The organism is Streptomyces sp. LS1784 (assembly GCF_020103755.1).
In the GTDB taxonomy this organism is placed as follows: domain Bacteria; phylum Actinomycetota; class Actinomycetes; order Streptomycetales; family Streptomycetaceae; genus Kitasatospora.
The window spans coordinates 1-1,262 of the sequence record NZ_JAHSQD010001067.1 but is presented as its reverse complement, the minus strand read 5'-3'; the positions used below and the strand labels follow the sequence as shown (position 1 = coordinate 1,262).

At 73.2% G+C, this 1,262-nt stretch carries 2 protein-coding genes; one reads left to right on the top strand and one right to left on the bottom strand.

What is annotated here, in order from left to right; genetic code table 11:
* Positions 1 to 616: PhzF family phenazine biosynthesis protein (locus KS423_RS45665; protein WP_224285539.1), on the bottom strand; the 616-nt coding region annotated here is incomplete at its 3' end.
* A gap of 147 nt (positions 617 to 763) precedes the next feature.
* On the opposite strand from KS423_RS45665, the gene KS423_RS45660 reads away from it, so the two are divergent.
* Positions 764 to 1,262 (top strand): hypothetical protein (locus tag KS423_RS45660; RefSeq protein ID WP_224285538.1); only part of this gene is annotated, 499 nt, incomplete at its 3' end.

Genomic DNA, 1,262 nt, shown 5'->3' with positions numbered 1-1,262 from the left:
CCTCGACCAGCCCGCCCGGGCGCGGCCCGGCCAGCAGCTGCGAGCCCAGGCCCTGGGTGACGGTCAGCGCCCGGCCGAGGCGCGCGGCCAGCAGCAGGGCGGCCGCACCGGTCGCCTCGTCCTCGTCGATCCCGTCGCCCCGCCCGGGGAACGCCCTGGCCCGTACGGTGCCGGCCGCCTCGTCCTGCCAGGCCCAGGCGTAGACCCACTCCCCCGGCGGCGGCACCTCCAGCGCCTCCACCTCGGCCGCCGAACCGTACTGCCGCAGCGTGCGCCCCGGGGCCCACTCGGGCCGGGCCTCGATCCGGGTCAGCCCGTCCTCGTGCCGCACGGCCACCTCGCCGGCGGCCGTGACCAGCCGGTCCACCCCGAGCAGCCAGGCGGCACCGACGCACGGGTGGCCGGCGAACGGCAGGCGCACCGACGGGGTGTAGATGTCGATCTCCCCGCGCTCCGGGTCGTCGACGAACACCGTCTCACTGAAGCCGAGTTCGCGCGCGATCCGCTGCCGGTCCGCGCGCTGCGGCACGGCGGCGCCGTCGCGCACCACGCCGAGTGCGTTCCCGTGGCTCCCGTCGGGCCCGCAGAAGACCCGCAACACCTCGAATCCCGTCATTTCCCACCTCGTCGACTGCCGCTCCGGCACAGCGCAATGACACCGTGACACAAAGGCGGCGACGGATGTCCGCCGCCTCCAGTACTGTGCGCTGTCGTCCCCGAACGGCGTCTGCCGTTTTCTTCTTCCCCTTCCCAGGAATCCGCTTTGAACAATCTCGACTTCAGCGCCGATCCGCTCTTCTCCTGGTACGTCGTGGCGCTGGCGCTCAGCGGCGTCATCATGGCGGCCATCGGGGCCGTCGCCGGCCGGATCAAGGCCGGTCTGCGCGTCCTCAACATCGTCATCGGCCTCGGGTTCCTGGGGTACGCCTACTACCTGGCGTTCGTCTTCGAGGGCGGCACGTACACCGTCTTCTACAAGGTGTTCATCCTGCCGGTCCTGCTGATCGTCGCCTCGGTGAAGGGGCTCGTCGAGCGCAACAAGGAGAAGCAGCAGCAGGCCGCCCAGGCGGCCGCCGCGTTCAACCCGAACGCGCCGCAGGCCCCGTTCAACCCCAACGCCCCGCAGGCCCCGTTCAACCCCAACGCCCCGCAGGCCCCGTTCAACCCGAACGCCCCGCAGGCCCCGTACGCCCAGCAGCCGGGCGCGCCCGTCCCGCCGCCGGCCGGTGCTCCTGTCCCGCCGGCCGCGCCGCAGGGCGCCG